Annotated in this window: 14 protein-coding genes; 6 read left to right on the top strand and 8 right to left on the bottom strand. The window is 60.4% G+C overall.

Annotated elements, in window-relative coordinates:
* Positions 1 to 3: 3 nt before the first annotated feature.
* The 4 genes from recF to ABRA89_RS13590 all read right to left on the bottom strand — a co-directional run bounded on the left by recF (position 4) and on the right by ABRA89_RS13590 (position 4,518).
* Positions 4 to 1,161, bottom strand: coding sequence for a DNA replication/repair protein RecF (gene recF, locus ABRA89_RS13605; protein ID WP_349942041.1), 1,158 nt, complete (start codon positions 1,159 to 1,161; stop codon positions 4 to 6).
* 31 nt (positions 1,162 to 1,192) lie between these two features.
* Complete coding sequence (gene dnaN / locus ABRA89_RS13600) at positions 1,193 to 2,317, bottom strand: DNA polymerase III subunit beta (protein WP_349942040.1); 1,125 nt, start codon at positions 2,315 to 2,317, stop codon at positions 1,193 to 1,195.
* A gap of 164 nt (positions 2,318 to 2,481) precedes the next feature.
* Positions 2,482 to 3,990 carry a chromosomal replication initiator protein DnaA gene (dnaA, locus tag ABRA89_RS13595; protein WP_463671299.1) on the bottom strand — a complete coding sequence of 503 codons (1,509 nt, stop codon included), beginning with the start codon at positions 3,988 to 3,990 and terminating at the stop codon, positions 2,482 to 2,484.
* Between the two features lie 93 nt (positions 3,991 to 4,083).
* Entirely contained in the window at positions 4,084 to 4,518 is a 435-nt protein-coding gene (locus ABRA89_RS13590) for a rhodanese-like domain-containing protein (protein ID WP_349942038.1), read from the bottom strand.
* Between the two features lie 1,200 nt (positions 4,519 to 5,718).
* Here ABRA89_RS13590 and ABRA89_RS20435 point away from each other — a divergent pair.
* The 5 genes from ABRA89_RS20435 (at position 5,719) to ABRA89_RS13565 (ending at position 10,983) form a co-directional block, all read left to right on the top strand.
* Positions 5,719 to 7,239, top strand: a complete 1,521-nt coding sequence (locus ABRA89_RS20435; RefSeq protein WP_463671298.1) for a glycoside hydrolase family 25 protein — start codon at positions 5,719 to 5,721, stop codon at positions 7,237 to 7,239.
* A gap of 104 nt (positions 7,240 to 7,343) precedes the next feature.
* The gene (locus ABRA89_RS13580) at positions 7,344 to 7,637 is read left to right on the top strand and encodes a hypothetical protein (RefSeq protein ID WP_349942037.1); all 294 of its coding nucleotides are present in this window, start codon (positions 7,344 to 7,346) and stop codon (positions 7,635 to 7,637) included.
* 96 nt (positions 7,638 to 7,733) lie between these two features.
* Positions 7,734 to 8,717 carry an L-threonylcarbamoyladenylate synthase gene (locus ABRA89_RS13575; RefSeq protein ID WP_349942036.1) on the top strand — a complete coding sequence of 328 codons (984 nt, stop codon included), beginning with the start codon at positions 7,734 to 7,736 and terminating at the stop codon, positions 8,715 to 8,717.
* A gap of 82 nt (positions 8,718 to 8,799) precedes the next feature.
* Positions 8,800 to 10,233 carry an FAD-binding oxidoreductase gene (locus tag ABRA89_RS13570; RefSeq protein WP_349942035.1) on the top strand — a complete coding sequence of 478 codons (1,434 nt, stop codon included), beginning with the start codon at positions 8,800 to 8,802 and terminating at the stop codon, positions 10,231 to 10,233.
* A gap of 162 nt (positions 10,234 to 10,395) precedes the next feature.
* Entirely contained in the window at positions 10,396 to 10,983 is a 588-nt protein-coding gene (locus ABRA89_RS13565; protein WP_349942034.1) for a DUF6101 family protein, read from the top strand.
* 82 nt (positions 10,984 to 11,065) lie between these two features.
* Here ABRA89_RS13565 and radC read toward each other — a convergent pair whose 3' ends face one another.
* The 3 genes from radC to sfsA are packed head-to-tail and all read right to left on the bottom strand — an operon-like array spanning position 11,066 to position 13,441.
* The gene (radC, locus tag ABRA89_RS13560; protein ID WP_349942033.1) at positions 11,066 to 11,830 is read right to left on the bottom strand and encodes a RadC family protein; all 765 of its coding nucleotides are present in this window, start codon (positions 11,828 to 11,830) and stop codon (positions 11,066 to 11,068) included.
* Positions 11,831 to 11,842: 12 nt separating this feature from the next.
* Entirely contained in the window at positions 11,843 to 12,691 is an 849-nt protein-coding gene (map, locus tag ABRA89_RS13555) for a type I methionyl aminopeptidase (protein ID WP_349942032.1), read from the bottom strand.
* Positions 12,692 to 12,718: 27 nt separating this feature from the next.
* On the bottom strand, positions 12,719 to 13,441 hold the full coding sequence (gene sfsA, locus ABRA89_RS13550; RefSeq protein WP_349942031.1) for a DNA/RNA nuclease SfsA: 723 nt from the start codon (positions 13,439 to 13,441) through the stop codon (positions 12,719 to 12,721).
* Positions 13,442 to 13,651: 210 nt separating this feature from the next.
* Between sfsA and ABRA89_RS13545 the strand changes: the two genes are divergently transcribed.
* Positions 13,652 to 14,467, top strand: a complete 816-nt coding sequence (locus ABRA89_RS13545) for a quinoprotein dehydrogenase-associated SoxYZ-like carrier (RefSeq protein WP_349942030.1) — start codon at positions 13,652 to 13,654, stop codon at positions 14,465 to 14,467.
* Between the two features lie 162 nt (positions 14,468 to 14,629).
* On the opposite strand, the gene rpsA is transcribed toward ABRA89_RS13545, so the two are convergent.
* Positions 14,630 to 16,336 carry a 30S ribosomal protein S1 gene (gene rpsA, locus ABRA89_RS13540; protein WP_349942029.1) on the bottom strand — a complete coding sequence of 569 codons (1,707 nt, stop codon included), beginning with the start codon at positions 16,334 to 16,336 and terminating at the stop codon, positions 14,630 to 14,632.
* Between the last annotated feature and the right edge of the window lie 154 nt (positions 16,337 to 16,490).

The following is a 16,490-nucleotide window of genomic DNA, read 5'->3' as shown; positions in this document are numbered from 1 at the left end:
ATGTCATTCCTCCTTCGCCGGTATGGCGGCGCCGTCGGCGATGGTGATGATCTGGGCGCGATCACCCAGCGCTACAAACAGGCTTTCGTCCGTTCCGGTCATGAAAGTCTGCCCCCCCAGCTCTCCGACGAGATCGAACAGGCTCGCGCGTCGTCCGGCATCGAGATGGGCCGCGATCTCATCGAGGAGAAGGATCGGTGCCATGCCGGACAGCGCCGATGTCAGCCGTGCATGGGCGATGACCAGCCCGACGAGAAGCGCCTTCTGTTCGCCCGTCGACGAAAGCCCGGCTGGCATCTGCTTGGCAAGATGCGTGACCTGAAGGTCAGCCCGGTGCGGGCCTTCGAGCGTTCGCCCCGCGGCCGCATCGCGATGCCTGTCGCGGGCGAGGCGTTCGCGATATCGATCCTCGACCAGAACCGCCGGTCCATCGAAACCGCCGTCTTCCAATCCTGATGAAAGCTCAAGCCCGGCTTTCGGAAAGGGCAGGGACGGATCTGTCAGTGCGACGGCATTTGTCAGGTTGGTCACCAGTTCGCTTCGCGCGAAGGCCATTGCCACACAGAGCTCGGCCATCTGTGTCTCGATGCCCGCCAGCCACCGATCGTCCACCCGGTTGTCCGACAGAAGCCGATTGCGCGATCGCATGGCGCGTTCGAAATCGGATGCACGGCGACCATGGGCGGGATCGATCGAAAGCACCATCCGATCGAGAAAGCGTCGGCGGTCACCGGCGGGCCCGGTAAAGAGCCCGTCCATCGCCGGCGTCAGCCAGACAATGCGTGCGATATCCAGAAGCTCCTCGGCAGATTTCACCTGGGTCTCGCCGATCCGAACCTGCCGGGATGCTGGCCCTTCGCCGTCGAGGCGTACGCTGGTGATGACTGCCGTCTCGTCGCCGTCAGCGCTGATCTGCGCACGAACGGAAAAGCCGGAGGCCCCGCCTTGCCGAGCCATCTCGCCATAAGCTGACCGGCGCAGGCCGCGTCCAGGCGACAGAAGAGACAGCGCTTCGAGAAGGTTTGTCTTGCCCGCGCCGTTCGCGCCGGCAAACACCACGAAGCGCTTGTCGAAGCTCAGGTGCAGCGAAGCATAGTTGCGGAAGTCGAACAGCTTGAGCGAGGTCACCTCGCTCGGCGTGCCGGGCGTGGCTTGGCTCATCGAAACGCGCTCGTGAAGAACCGGTGTGGCCTCACACCCGCATCGGCATCAGGACGTAAAGCGTCGACGTATCGCCGCCGTCTCTGATCAATGTCGGGGAGCCCGGATCGGCCAGCACGAAAACCGCTTCCTCGCCGGAGAGCTGGCTCGTGACGTCGAGCAGGTAGCGGGCGTTGAAGCCGATCTCCAGATCGTCCGAATCGTAGCCGACGGGCAGTTCCTCGGTCGCAGTGCCCGCATCAGGCGAATTCACGGTCAGCGTCAGCTGGGAGTCTGCGAGGGTCAGCTTCACCGCGCGGCCACGTTCCGACGAGATCGTCGACACGCGATCGACCGCAGACGAGAACGACGCGCGGTCGAGCGTCAGTTCCTTGTCATTATTCTGCGGGATCACGCGCTGGTAGTCGGGGAAAGTTCCGTCGATGAGCTTGGAGGTCATGACGACCGGGCCGATCGTGAAGCGGATCTTGGAGTCGGAAAGATCGACGCGGATCTCTTCGTCGTCGTCGCAATCGCCGAGCAGCTTCTGGATTTCGCCGACGGTCTTTCGCGGCACGATGATGCCCGGCATACCCTCAGAACCGCTCGGCGCCGCCATTTCGGCACGCGCGAGACGATGGCCGTCGGTTGCAACGGCCCGCAGCATGAGATCGCCTTCGGCTTCGATCGTGTGGAGATAGATGCCGTTCAGATAATAGCGCGTTTCCTCGGTCGAGATCGCAAACTGGGTGCGTTCGATCAACCGGGCGAGGGCGCCAGCCTCCATGGTGAAGCCGTGGCTGAGTTCACCAGCCGTGATGTCCGGAAAATCCGTCTCTGGCAGGCATTGCAGGCGGAAATTCGACCGACCGGCCGACACCGTCATCTGGGTGCCTTCGCCATTGAGATCGAGCTTGACCTCGGCGCCGTCAGGCAGTTTCCGCACGATGTCGTAGAGCAGATGGGCCGGTACGGTGGTCGCACCTTCCTGATCGCCCTGCGCCGTCACTTCTTCGGTGATCTCGATGTCGAGATCGGTCGCCTTCAGGCCAAGTGTCTTCGAACCTGCACGCAGGAGAACGTTCGACAGGATCGGGATCGTGTTCCGTCGTTCCACCACGCGGTGAACGTGGGCCAGCGACTTCAGAAGGTTCGATCTCTCGATGATGATACGCATAAGACTGGACCATTCGCGAAAAAAGCGGGCGAGGGCGGCTCGAGAAGCCACCCAACCGTCGGAATGCCGGTCTTAAAGAAAGAAAGACAGGTTTGGAAGCGTTCGAGCGCGCGAAGGATGTGGACGACTACAACCTATTGGCTCCAGCCGTCCGATAGAACCGCTTACTCCTCGATCATCCTGCGAATGACGTCGAGTTCCTCGGAAAACGCCTCGTCCTTGCCGCGCTCCGCCTCGATCTTGCGGACCGCATGAAGCACCGTCGTATGGTCGCGTCCACCGAAACGCCGGCCGATCTCGGGGAGCGAGCGCGGCGTCATGGTCTTGGCAAGATACATCGCGATCTGTCGCGGCCGGACGATGGTACGCGTTCGACGCGCGGACAGGATGTCCGTCCGCGAGATGTTGTAGTGGCGCGAGACAAATTTGAGGATGTCCTCGATCCGCACACGGCGCTCTGCGCTCGTCCGCGAGAACTGCGAGAGAAGATCGCCGATCGCGTCCGGTGTCAGCGGCTGACCCAGCGAATGGCGGAAGGCGATCTGGTTGAAGGCGCCTTCGAGATCGCGGCCGGTGCCGTCGACTCGCCGGGCGATCGCATCGATCGTCTCCTCGGGCAGGACAAAGGTCGGGTCTTCTACGGCGAGGGCGCGGATGCGCATTTCGACGATCTCGCGGCGCATCGCATAGTCAGGCGTCGCAAGCTCAAGCGTGATGCCGTTTGAAAGGCGCGAGCGAACGCGCGGATCGAGGCTTTCGAGATCCTTGGCCGGCCGGTCCGCCGCGCAGATCACGTGCTTGGCCGAGTCGATCAGGGCATTGAGCAGGTGGCAGAATTCCTGCTGGATCGATTTGCCCTGAAGAAACTGCACGTCGTCGATGATAAGGACATCGATGCCGCGCAGTGTTTCCTTGAGATCGAGCGCCTTGTTGTCGCGGATCGCGGAGGCGAAGCGCCACATAAAATATTCCGCTGTCAGATAGACGACGCGCGGCGCATCCTCGCGCGCGGCCGCCGAATTGGCGATCGCCTGGAGAAGATGCGTTTTTCCAAGTCCGACGCCAGCATGGACGAAAAGCGGATTGAAGCGGAAGGACTGCGGGCCGTTCTCCGCGATAGCCCGGCCGGCGGCGAGGGCCACACGGTTGGCCGTGCCCTCGACGAATGTCTCGAAGACATAGCGTGGATCGAGCGGCGAGCCGATCTCACAGCCATTGGCGATGCCGGTAGGCTTGATCTGTGTAGGGCGGGGCTCAGCCGAAGACACTTCGCGGCCGGCGAATTCAACGACGTTAGCTGCCTGACCGGTTTTGGCGATCGTCGCGGGCCTTACTCCCTCCGCGTCCCGTCCGTTCTTACGGATATTGACGCCGCCGCCGCGAACGGCGCTTCTGACCACGATATCGACGCGAAGCGTGCCGGGTACTTCCGCCTTGAAAGCTTCGGTCAGCATGTCCTGATAGTGCCCGCGAATCCACGAACGCAAAAAGGCCGTCGGCACCGATACCTGACAGACGCCCTTGCCGGCATGATCAAGATGCATCCGCTGGAACCAGCTGGCGAAGATTTCCGGGCCAAGCTGGGCTTTCAGCCGCGTATTCACCCGGGTCATGATCTCGTCATTCCCACGAGGCTGACCTGCTCCGGCCTGATCGTCCGTGGTTACCGCCATCATTGTACCGCCCTTCGTTCAGTCAAAGGAAGAACCGGCCCGCTTCTCGCCGGCTTCCCAATTTTCATGCGCATTTAAGTTCAAGCTGCTTCGTCAGCCCTGCTGCCAAGGCAGGGATTCAGCCTTCCATCCGCCTCGCTTGCCGCGGTGGCCGTTCTCGTCCGGCGGGCCTTCGAAGCCGCCGGATATATTGAAGCAGTTGGAGAAGCCGTGAGCCGTCATCGTCGCGGCGGCAGAAGCCGAGCGTTGGCCGGACCGGCAGAGAAAATAGACCTCTGCCTCCCGGTCACCGCCTGCATTTTCGATAGCCTCGGACACGAGCGACACAAAGTTCGGATCGATCGACATGCTCGGATAGGTCTGCCATTCAGCCAGAAGCGGTTTCTTGCCGGAATCGTCGAGCCGCGGAATTCCGACAAATGTCCATTCCGGGCGCGTTCTGACATCGACTAGAAAAGCGTTCTGGTTCTCCTTGAGACGAGCCCAGCATTCCGACGGTGTAACGTCGGCTTTGTATTCACCCTGCATGTCGAACTTTCCCCGTTCCCCCGAAACTGGATTTCGGAAGTTGCACACGTCCTAGAGACGGGCGCTGTATTTCAAATTAAAGACTAAGGGAGCCTGTTTACGCTCTAGCGATCACCTGGACTCGATCCAATCTTGAAATGCGAAGGTTTCCTCGCGTTCAATCTTGGTTCAGTCGGGGTATCCACCACGTCGTTTCGCTCCAACTTTTCGTCGTCGGAGAAACGTTACGGCCCCCTTCGAAGCGTGGCAAGGCGAGTCTCGGAAGATTCCGAATCCAGCCATATCCAGTGTGGCGCACTTGGCGAAACCGGTCGCTGAACCCCTCGCAAGAATCCCTTAGAGTCAGGGCTTCCACAGAAAAGTTCTGTTGATAGCCGACGTTCTGAATATTTTTTTTCATCCCTCGCACAGGGTCCGCTTGACTCAAGGGATGCACGAAATGCGCTTTTTCACGAAATCTGATTTGCTCAGTGACCTTTTGTAAACCTATGATTTCAAAGGATATTTTGAAAAGTCTCCGAGCTCGATCGGATTTGCATCAAATACATGCAGTTCCGCATAACGAATCGATGACAGCTCGGGCAGCCTGCCGCCTTTATGATCCAACGCTTTCGCGGCAGCTCCCTGCTTGACTGGCATAAGAGATGCTTCGCGATTCGAGCTGTCGATCTCGAACGCTCCGAATGGAGAGTTGCATCATTGCCCTGACCCAAGCTGGAGACGGCTCATTGCGCATCGGATGTCAGTCAAAGGACAACGCGACGACAAGCTGGCGACGGGCCCGTCGCAGCCGGAAACTCTTAAGAGCCTCCAACAATAGCTTTGAGCGTGAGGCCGCAATCCAGGCAGCGCCCCGACTTTCTTGAATTGTCACCACAGCATGCCGAGCCGAACAGCGTTAACCAGGTATTAATATGTGCTCTTGGATTTCGCTCAATTCCCGGCACAGTATGTCTCGTTTCGGCACAGCCGTTCTAAGCGGTCGGTGAGACGGTAAACCCGATTTTAACATTTCGTGATCGGCGCTGCCCGGAACCCGACAGATTTTGAGTGCAGAGAGGTTCGCAAGCCACAGAAGACAGGTCCTGACCAAACGCTCGCTTGGGGAAGTTTAAGCGTTGGGCAGGCACACTGGCCTAGTTTTCTCGAATGGCGGACACATCGAAGGTCATTCGACCTCATCGAGGGGAACCAGACAATATGACGAACATGCACGCCGCTTTCGCGACGAGCCTGAAGCGAGGATTGGTTCTTTCGCTTTGCTTCATTGGTCTGTCGGCTCAACCAGCCGCTGCCGACTGGAAGGCGCCCTGGAAGGACACTGACCGCGCCCTTGTCATCGATGCATATGAGTTCAATCCGATCGACTGGGAAAAGATGACGGCGGACGAACGGATCGCCGGTTTCATCAACAAGGCTTCGGACGGGATGCCGCCGAAATATCGTTGCGGCTCGAAGCGCGACGACGCCTGGAAGCTCTGCAAGAACCGGTGGTGGAAATATTCCGTCACCAAAGAGCTCTATATGACCCGCCGCCAGATTGCTGACTCCCTCGGCCTGCTCTGGGGCGCATATCATTTGGCGCGCCCGGGTAACCCACGCGCCCAGGCCGATCATTTCATCGATTTTGCCGAACCACGCGAAGGCGATCTCATCGCCCTCGATATCGAGGATCTGAGCGATGAATTCATGAGCCTCGAGGACGCGGAAATCTTTGCCGAGCAGGTGAAGGTCCGCACGGGGCGCTATCCGGTTCTCTATACCAATGGGAACACCGCCAAGCACATCTCGACCAACCGCGAGGACTATCCGCTGCTCTCGCGCCTGCCGCTCTGGTACGCACGCTACACCGGCGACATCACCGGCAAGTTCCCGGAAGAGACCTGGCCGCGCTACGCGTTGTGGCAGTTTTCCTCGATGCACAACTGCAATAGCCGGTCGTGCCCCTACCGGGTCGACGGAACGAAGGACGATATCGACGTCAACGTTTCGCATCTCGATGTCAAAGGTCTGAAGGCAGCATGGCCCTTTGACGAACTTCTTCCAGAGCCAAAGCCTGAGACCGATCCGGGCATGCTGGTTGCGTCGGTCGATGAAGAGGCCGAGGCTGAAGTCGCTGGCGTGCTGGACCCAGCCAATGACGGTGCCGAAACCGCTGATGGCATGTTGGCCGCCTATGGCCCGATGGCCGATCGTCCGAAGCGCATCGATCCGCTGAAGCTTCTGAACCAGGCCGCCGCCAAGGGCCCTGAACATGTGGAAAGCCGCGTGCAGGCTACTTTGGAAGAAGCTGAGGAAGCTGCAAAGGCCAAACTAGAGGAAGCTGCGGTCATCCAAGGCGATCCTGCTCCGGGCATGCCTGTTCCGAGGCCGAACCCGCTGCGTGCCGAAGTTTCGAAGGGTTCTGACACTGAAGCGACCGAAACCGAGGCCGTCTCTGAAAACGAGGCTGAAGACGCCATAGCCGACGAGCAAGCTTCTCTCGGTAGCGAAAAGACAGGCGTTGCGAAGGTTTCAAATGCTGCTCTGGCCCTTACGGGGACAGCGAAGGGTTCCAAGTCGGCAATGGCTCTGGCACGCCTGGCCGAAGCCTCTCCTGGGGCTTCGCCTGCTTCGATCGCGGAAGCGACAGGTAGCGAAGGAACAGAGCACGACATGCCCTATACCGTTCTCACCCATGCGGATGCCCGTGTTTCCTCCGCTTTCAGCCTCACTCACTGAGTTCGGATCGTTTTAGAGCCGGATTAATCCGGCTCTTTACGGAACATCCTTTGCACTGCGGCATTGGCCTCCGACAAGGTATAACAAGTGTTGGAGTATGATGAATGGGTAGGGCAATTGGTGCGATCGTCGCGGTCATTGTCGTTGTTGTCGCCGCGTATTTTCTGTTCTTCTTCGTGAACGTCGATCAGACGCAGGAAGGCGAGCTTCCGGAGGTATCGGTCGAAGGCGGTCAGATGCCTGAGGCGGATGTAGAGACCGGCGATGTCGATGTTGGCTCCGAAGAGGTCACGGTGGACGTGCCGACCGTCGATGTCGAGCCGGCTCCAGAGGACGGCGCTGACGAACCAGCCGCTGATGCCGCTACCGAAGAGCAGGAACCGGCGACCAATAACTGACGCCACATTCTTGCCGACATAAGTCAGCCAAGCATCGAGGGTGCCTCATCATGGGGCGCCCTCTTTTTTTATGCTCGGTCCCAAGGGGAATTCTCGATGTCTTCTGACCCTTTCAGCGACGATCTGATCAGAGTGGCCGATGACCCCGAAGCCATGGAGCGTGCGGCATACCTTCTCGATAAAGGCGAGTGCGTCGTGGCGCCGACGGAGACCGTCTATGGTCTGACCGCAGATGCAACCAACGGCGAAGCGGTGGCGAAGATTTTCGCCATCAAGGGGCGCCCCGCCTTCAATCCGCTGATCTGCCACGTCCATGGCCTCGAACTGGCCGAACAGTTGGCGCGGTTCGGCGATGTCGAACGCAAGCTTGCGGCCGCCTTCTGGCCTGGCCCCCTGACGATCGTCGCCCCGATGCATCCTGATAGCCCGGTTCATGCACTCGCTATGGCTGGTCTGGAAACCATCGGCCTACGTCAGCCCGTTGGTGTCATGGCCGAGCTCTCGGCCAGACTGGACAGGCCTCTTGCAGCGCCAAGTGCCAACCTCTCAGGAAAGGTCAGCCCGACTTCGGCCGGTCACGTGGCGGCGAGCCTCGGTGATCGTGTTTCGCTCATTCTCGATGGCGGCTCGACCAGCATCGGCGTCGAATCGACGATCGTTACTGTCGAACCCGATCGGATCGTCCTTCTTCGACCCGGCGGAATTTCGCGCGAGGCGATCGCGGGTGTATCCGGCCTTCCGGTCGAAACCAAAGCCGAAACTGCTTCAATCAGCGCGCCGGGCCAGATGACATCGCACTACGCCCCGTTCGGGACGGTTCGCCTCAATGCGGCAAGCGTCGAGCCACACGAATGGCTGATCGCATTCGGCCCCGAGCGGTTACGCGGCGAGGAGCATGCGGCTGGTGTCGTCAATCTCAGTCCATCCGGCAGTCTGGAAGAAGCTGCCTCGAACCTCTTCAGCCTTTTGGCGCTTCTCGATCGGCCGGACGTTCAAACCATTGCGGTCGCGCCGATCCCGAGCGAAGGGCTCGGCGAAGCGATCAACGACCGGTTAACACGCGCTGCCGCGCCCCGCTGAGCGCATTGCGGAAAGGGCCGGGTGGTGATTGATCTTGCACCCGATCGCTCGACGGGGTGCGCATCCGCGATAAAACCTCTGGATGGATGACGCACTGAATGAAATCGAACGAGACGTGCTGGACCGTTTCGCGGCGATCGTGGGCCCCGCCAACGCTCTCAGTCCAGACGAAGCTGGCCCCGCGTATTTTTCCGAGCCGCGCGATCTCTTTCATGGGCAGGCAGGCCTCGTCCTGAGACCGGGCTCGGTCGAAGAGGTGGCCGAAATCGTCAAGCTCGCAAACGAGACGGCGACGCCGATCGTGCCCCAGGGCGGCAATACCGGCCTCGTCGGCGGTCAGCAGCCGCGCTCGAAACGAGAAATTCTCATCAATCTCGCGCGCCTCGACGACATCCGAGAGCTCGATACTGTCGGTCGAACGATGACGGTCGGGGCAGGCGTCGTTCTCCAGACAGTCCATGAGAAGGCGGACGGGGCGGATCTGTTCTTTCCGCTTTCGCTCGGAGCCAAGGGCTCGTGCCAGATCGGTGGAAATCTCTCCTCCAATGCAGGCGGCACGGGCGCGCTGGCCTATGGTGTCGCGCGCGATCTCTGCCTTGGCATCGAAGCCGTGCTGCCGAACGGCGAGATCATCCACGGCCTGCGCCGGCTGAAAAAGGATAATCGCGGCTACGATCTGCGACATCTCCTGATCGGTGCCGAAGGCACTCTCGGAATCATCACCGGCGCGGTCCTCAAGCTTTTCCCAAAACCGAAAGGGCGTGAGGTTGCCTATGCCGGTCTGAAGACTCCTGAGGATATGCTGAAGCTGCTCGGCATCGCCGAACGCCGTGCCGGGGCAAATCTCACCGCGTTCGAATTTTTGCCCCGCATCGGCATCGAGATGTCGGTCAAGCACACCGAAGGGGCGCGGGATCCGCTTTCCGAAGCGCACGAATGGTATGTGCTCGTCGAAGTCACGTCCCAACGATCCGAGGAAGAAGCCTCCGGAACGCTGGAGGCGCTCTTGAGCGAAGGTTTCGAGGCCGGTCTTGTCGAGGATGCCGTGATTGCGCAGTCGCAGGCTCAGGCAGACGCGTTCTGGACGCTGCGGGAAGAGATGAGCTGGGCGCAGAAGCCGGAGGGCGGCTCAATCAAGCACGACGTCTCTGTGCCGGTCGCTACGATCCCCGAATTTCTGAATAAAGCCGATGAGGCCGTTCTTTCGGCAATACCGGACGCGCGCATCGTCGCCTTCGGACATCTCGGCGACGGCAATGTCCACTACAACATCTCGCAACCGATCGGCGCAGACAAGCAGGCATTTCTCGCGCGCTGGGACGAGATCAGCCATCTCGTCCACGAGATCGTACGCGGGCTCGACGGAAGCTTTTCCGCCGAACATGGTATCGGAGCCATGAAGGCAGAAGAGCTCGCTTCGACCAAGGCCAGGGCCGAGTACGAGGCCATGGTGGCGATCAAGCGGGCGCTGGACCCTAAGAACATCATGAATCCGGGTAAGGTGATTCAGATTTGATTCAAGTTTTCTTCTTGCTAACCCTTTGGTACGTCAAATTTGCTTAACCCCATTTCTTAGCAGGAGCGCAAGAGGCGGCGTCTAGGTTGGTCTCATCAAAAGGCCGGAGCAAACCGGCCGAACGAGAAGCCGAAAACGGCTCTCAGGAGAGGCAGAGGCGTCATGACCACCAGTGTTGCACATTCCTTCGATGCTCTTAAACCAGAATGGGCCGATCGGCCCGTCCGCATAGACCCGACCCTTCCCGTCACATCGCAGTCGATCGAAGTTCCGGCTGCCGATGGCGAACTGGTTCGCTATCAAGTAAGCCCGCGTGGAGCCGTGATCCATCGCAAACTGGAGCGCGCCGGCCTCCCCGTATCGATCGCTCTCTCCGCTCGCGCTTTCAGGGGCATCGCAGCCCGTGCGATGGAGCACGAAGACGGTTCGGTCACCGTTACTCTCGAACTGCACCATCATACCGATCCGGCGCTCTGTGTGCCGCTGCTCGTCGCCTCCGACCTTTACGATGTCGCTGCCGACTGGCGGTCCTGGTCGGACTTCTTCGGTCTGCCGATGCTGATGGTCGAGGCCGATGGTTCGGTCGTCGCGCTTGAAGACACGGTGGGCACCGTCAAATCGGGTGAACCAGCACCGCGCCGCCGCTCGGCGAACCGCGCGCGCCGTCCGCGTTTCCTTGCCCGTCGCAAGCCGGGTGGTCTCGGCATGCGCATGGTGGTCGACGGCGAAGAGATCATCGCCCGCACCTGATCCTCGATCGACTGGAACGAAAAGTGCGCGCTTCGATCAGGTCGAGGCGCGTTTTCTTTTGCGTCTGCCGAGTTCGATCGCCTTAAATCAGCTTGAGGCCACGCAGACTGGCGTGGCCATTCTTCCCGATGATGACATGATCGTGCAGCGAAATTCCCAAGGGTTTCGCTGTCGTCTCGATCGTGCGGGTCATCTCGATATCGGCGCGCGAAGGTGTCGGGTCGCCAGACGGGTGATTGTGAACCAGGATCAGCGCCGTCGAATTCAGCTCGAGTGCACGGCGCACAACCTCACGCGGGTAAACCGGCGTGTGGTCGACGGTTCCATGCCCCTGCACCTCGTCCGCGATAAGGGCGTTCTTCTTGTCGAGAAACAGAATGCGGAACTGTTCGCGAGGTTCGTGCGCCATCACCGCCGTACAGTAGTCAAGAACCGCCGACCATGATGAGAGCACCTCGCGTTTCCTCACGGCGGAGCGCATTGCGCGCTGATTGATCGCGGAAACGATCGACAGATCGAGAGCGACGGCTTCCTTCACACCCTCGACCTCCGCAAGCAGCCGTCGCGGCGCATTCAAGACCTCACCGAGTGAGCCAAAGCGCGCGATAAGCGCCTTGGCGATCGGCTTTACGTCCTTGCGCGGGATGGACCGGAAAAGAATGAGCTCCAGAAGCTCGTAGTCTGCGAGGGAATCCGGGCCCTGTTCGGCGAATCGGCCCTTCAGCCGTTCCCGGTGACCGTCGTGATGCTTCGCAGGGGATGTCGACGAGCCGGAATTGCGCTCGCCGAAGCCGTTGGAAGCCGATGCATCTTCCCGGAATTCGGCGCGCTCGTTCTTGCCCGCCATCGCGGATGTGCCTCAGGCCGCTTCGACGAGGGGTGGGACCGTGATTCCCGGCGTGTCGAGGCCCTTCAGCGAATAGGTGAAGACCTCGCATCCGTCCTCGGTGACGCCCAGGGAATGCTCGTACTGCGCCGAGAGGGTCCGGTCGCGGGTGACGGCCGTCCAGCCATCGGCGAGGATCTTCACGTGAGGGCGGCCGATATTGATCATTGGCTCGATGGTGAAGATCATGCCGGGTTTCATCTCCGGGCCTTCGCCACGTGAGCCGTAGTGCAGGATGTTCGGCGCATCATGGAACAGTCGCCCGACACCGTGACCGCAGAAATCGCGCACGACCGAGCACCGCTCTGCTTGCGCATATTCCTGAATCGCCGCGCCGATATCGCCGATATGGCCGCCGGGCTTCACCGCCTCGATGCCTTTGAGGAGTGCGCGGTAGGTGACTTCGCAAAGACGCTCGCTCGCCCGCTTCACCTGTCCAACCGGATACATGCGCGAAGAGTCGCCATGCCAGCCGTCGACGACATAGGTCACGTCGATGTTGACGATGTCGCCCTCTTTGAGCGGCTTGTTGTTCGGAATGCCGTGGCAGACGACATGATTGATCGAGGTGCAGACACTTTTGGTGTATCCCCGATAATTGAGCGTTGCCGGAGATGCGTTACGCTCGATCCCGAAATCCCAGACGAAATCGTCGATGGCCTGGGTCGTCACGCCCGGTTTCACGATGTCGGCGAGCGCATCGAGGCATTCGGCCGTGACGCGGGAAGCCCGGCGCATCCCCTCAAATCCCTCAGGCCCGTAGAGCCTGATGACGCCAGTGTTGCGCTGGGGATTTGCTTCGGCTTCGAGATAGGTTGTCATGGCGCGTCGAACGGGTTCTATGAAAGACTAACGGGACAGCGGCGGATCGAGAACCGGAATCTCGACACTCGGGATTATGCCATTCAGAGTGATGTCGCACCGAACGCCATATGCTTCAACCCCTCTTTCACGCGCTGCGGCGAATGCAGTCGTATATCCCGGATCGAGATCGGCGGCGAGGGCGATCCTGTCGCAGTCGGCCCGCTGGACGACGTATAGCATGACCGACCGGTGTCCTGCTTCGACCTGATCGCCGAGTTCGCGCAGATGTTTCGCCCCGCGCGTCGTCACGCAGTCGGGAAACTCCGCAAGCCCGGCCTCGCGCATCAGATGGACGTTCTTCACTTCGATATAGACCGTTCGACCGTCCAGTTGCTCGCCGAGAAGGTCGATGCGCGAATTGATTCCGTATTTCACCTCGCGGCGCAAAGTTCCGAGATCTGAAAGGGCGGGAATGAGACCATTGCCGATCGCTTGCTCGGCAAGCCGATTGGGAAGACCGGTATTGATCCCGACCAGCGTTCCGTCCGCCTCGACGATTTCGAGCGTAAGCGGCAGCTTTCGCGCCTTGTTTGCCGAGCGCGAAAGCCAGACCCGCGAGTTTGACTCCTTCAGCCCCATCATCGCGCCCGGGTTCGGACAATGGACCGTCGTTTCTTCGCCGGTCTCGTCGATGACGACGTCGGCGAGAAACCGTTTGTAGCGTCTGATGAGACGTGCCGGCAGAAGAGGCGAGGGGAAGTCAACCATGAGGTTGCGCGTAGTCGGCAGGCGAGGGGGCGTCAACGTCAAGTCTCTGTCACGCGACCATCTGCAACACAGGCAGTTGTGCAATGCTTTAGGCAAGCTCTTCGTACGGAAGGACTGCTGGCTATCGAAACCGATTCTCGATATATGTCACGCGCGCTCAACCCGTCGCCGAACCGGGCGCGCAGAGGTTTAGCAGGTTGGGAGGACTTGATGATCCGGACTTCGTTGAAGATTGCCGTTGCCGCAATTGCGCTTTCCGCAGCGGCGCCTGCGCTTGCAGCAGGCGGTGCCGGAGCACCTGATGCCTGGTCCGACATCCGCGCCGACATCTACGGCGATCGCTCGATCATGGAGCAAAGCCCGCTCGTCGAACTCGTCACGCCCTATCGCGCCGAGAACGATCTGCGTGTGCCTATCCGGGCCAATGTTGACCTCCCCAAGGGTGAGGAGATCAAGAGCCTCACGCTGATCATCGACGAGAACCCCATGCCGGTCTCGGCCGATTTCGAGATGGCGACGGATACGGACGATTTTTCGGTGGAAGTGGCCATGCGCTTCAACGGTCCGACCAAGGTGCGCGCCATCGTCGAGACGAAAGCTGGCGAACTTCTCATGCACGAGGCGATGGTGAAGACCTCTGGCACGGGCGCCTGCGCCGCCCCGCCGACGACCGGCGTCGAAGAGGCGCTCGCGACCTTGGGCGAAATGGATCTGACCACACCCAACACGCTTCAGCGTGCCGCGAGCGATCACGACGAAGTCGCCCTCGACATCAGCCATCCTCAGCATTCCGGGATGCAGATGGATCAGGTGACGCTGCACTACATCCTAGCCCGCTACGTCCAGACCATCGAAAGCTGGGCGGACAACGAGAAGATGTTTACGATGACGGGCAGCATCTCGCTCAGCGAAAATCCCCAGATCAAGTTCAGCATTCCGGAAAAAGACGTCTCCGAACTGCGCATCCGAATGGCCGATACCGAAGGCGCGGTATTCCAGAAATCGTTCAGCCTCGGCGGCAGCTGAAGCGCGGTGCCTATCCGTCGTTTTAGGCGAACCGGATCGGTGCCACTCCATATCTGAGTGCCAGTTCATTCGGATAAAACAAAAGACCCCCGACGATCGCTCGACGGGGGTCTTTTGTTTTGGAATGCCGGGACCTGATCGGTCCCGACAGAATTCCGAAGCTTATTCCTCGTCGCCTTTGTTGCCCTTGAGGGCCGCGCCGAGAATGTCGCCGAGCGAAGCACCCGAGTCGGTCGAACCGAACTGCGCGACGGCTTCCTTCTCTTCTGCGATCTGCAGCGCCTTGATCGACAGGCCGACCTTGCGGGCCTTCTTGTCGAACTGGGTGACGCGGGCATCGGTCGTCTGGCCGACCGAGAAACGCTCTGGGCGCTGCTCGTCGCGGTCGCGAGCGAGATCGGAACGGCGGATGAAGGACGTCAGATCGGTATCGACGATCTTCACCTCGATGCCGCCATCGGTGACAGCCGTCACCTCGCACGACACGACCGAACCACGGCGAACGTCACCGGCTTCGGCAGCTTCTACGAACGGATCGCCGCCGACCTGCTTCATGCCGAGCGAGATACGCTCCTTCTCGACGTCGACGTCGAGAACCTGGGCCTTGACGAGATCACCCTTGTTGAACTCTTCGATGACCTGCTCGCCCGGACGGTTCCAGTCGAGGTCGGAGAGGTGGACCATGCCATCCACATCGCCTTCGAGGCCGATGAAGAGACCGAACTCGGTCTTGTTCTTGACTTCGCCTTCCACGACCGAACCGGCCGGGAACTTCTCGGCGAACGCGTCCCACGGGTTCTGAAGCGTCTGCTTCAGGCCGAGCGAGATGCGGCGCTTGTTCGGGTCGACTTCGAGAACAACGACCTCGACCTCCTGGGAGGTGGCGAGGATCTTGCCCGGATGGACGTTCTTCTTCGTCCAGGACATCTCGGAGACGTGGATGAGGCCTTCGATGCCCGGCTCCAGCTCGACGAACGCACCGTAGTCGGTGATGTTCGTGACGCGGCCCGTGACCTTGACGCCCATCGGATACTTGACGCCGATGCCGTCCCACGGATCTGCCTCGAGCTGCTTCATGCCGAGCGAGATGCGGTGGGTTTCTTGGTTGATCCGGATGATCTGGACCTTCACGGTCTGACCGATCTGCAGGATCTCCGTCGGATGGTTCACGCGGCGCCACGCCATGTCGGTGACGTGCAGCAGACCATCGATACCGCCGAGATCGACGAACGCACCATAGTCGGTGATGTTCTTGACGATACCGTCGACGACCTGACCCTCTTCGAGGTTCTGGACGATTTCCGAACGCTGTTCGGCGCGGCTTTCCTCGAGAACGGTACGACGCGAGACGACGATATTGCCGCGGCGCTTGTCCATCTTGAGGATCTGGAACGGCTGCGGCGTGTTCATCAGCGGCGTCACGTCGCGGATCGGACGGATGTCGACCTGCGAACGCGGCAGGAAGGCGACGGCTCCGTCGAGGTCGACCGTGAAGCCACCCTTGACCTGGTTGAAGATCTGGCCTTCGACCTTCTCGTTCTCGTTGAACTTGGCTTCGAGCCGGATCCAGCTCTCTTCCCGGCGCGCCTTGTCGCGCGACAGGACGGCTTCGCCGAGAGCATTCTCGATGCGCTCGACATAGACCTCGACTTCGTCGCCGACCGACAGATCACCGTCGCGGCCCTTGGCCCCGAATTCCTTGAGGGCGACTCGGCCCTCGACTTTCAGGCCGACGTCGACGACGGCCATATCCTTCTCGATCGCGACGACGGTCCCCTTGACCACCGTTCCTTCGGCAACGTCCTGCTCGTGGAACGAGGCCTCGAGCATCGAGGCGAAATCGTCGCGAGAGGGATTGAGATTTGACATTCGTTCTCCTTGAGGAACCCCTCCGGCCGCTTTGCCGAGCCCTGGAGAGGTTTATGCGCCATTGGCCGAATAAAAACGGCCCTGTTCGAGTTTCGATGGTCCAAAATCGGGTTCCGCCCGCATCCGACGCATCAAAGCGCGTCTGAGCGGGCCT

The sequence above is a fragment of the Fulvimarina thalattae genome (genome assembly GCF_040239565.1).
Classification (GTDB): Bacteria; Pseudomonadota; Alphaproteobacteria; order Rhizobiales; family Rhizobiaceae; genus Fulvimarina.
The sequence above is the reverse complement of the archived record's forward strand: the minus strand, read 5'-3'. Positions and strand labels throughout refer to the sequence as shown.